This window comes from Streptomyces katrae, from assembly GCF_000966975.1.
GTDB lineage: Bacteria > Actinomycetota > Actinomycetes > Streptomycetales > Streptomycetaceae > Streptomyces > Streptomyces katrae.
Window position 1 is genome coordinate 1 of the sequence record NZ_JZWV01001802.1, and the last position, 341, is coordinate 341.

Here is a 341-nt window from a genome sequence, read left to right on the forward strand (position 1 = left end):
CCGCTGTCCCAGGAGCGTTCGGTGAGGGCGAGGGGGCCCGGCCGGTCGGGGAGCAGCAGGCCGAGGGTGGGCAGGGCGAGGCGTCCGTGGGAGGGCCGCAGGGTGGTCTTGAAGCCGGTCCCGGCGCGCAGCGCGGCGGCGACGGCGAGGGCCCCGAGGTGCCCGAGGTCGGGGGCGGGGCCCTGCGGGGCGTGCAGCCGGCGCAGGGTCTCCTCGGCCCACACCCCGGTGGAGGGGTAGTGCAGGACGTCCCGCACGGCCTCGGGCGCCTGCCGCTCGGCCTCCTCCAGGAGCCCCCACCACTCCCCGGCCTCGCCGCCGGGCGCGGCGTCGAGGACGGT

The 341-nt window shown here is 80.1% G+C and carries 1 pseudogene; it reads right to left on the reverse strand.

Annotated elements, in window-relative coordinates:
• A pseudogene (locus tag VR44_RS40640) lies at positions 1-341 on the reverse strand (HEXXH motif domain-containing protein); the annotation flags it as partial.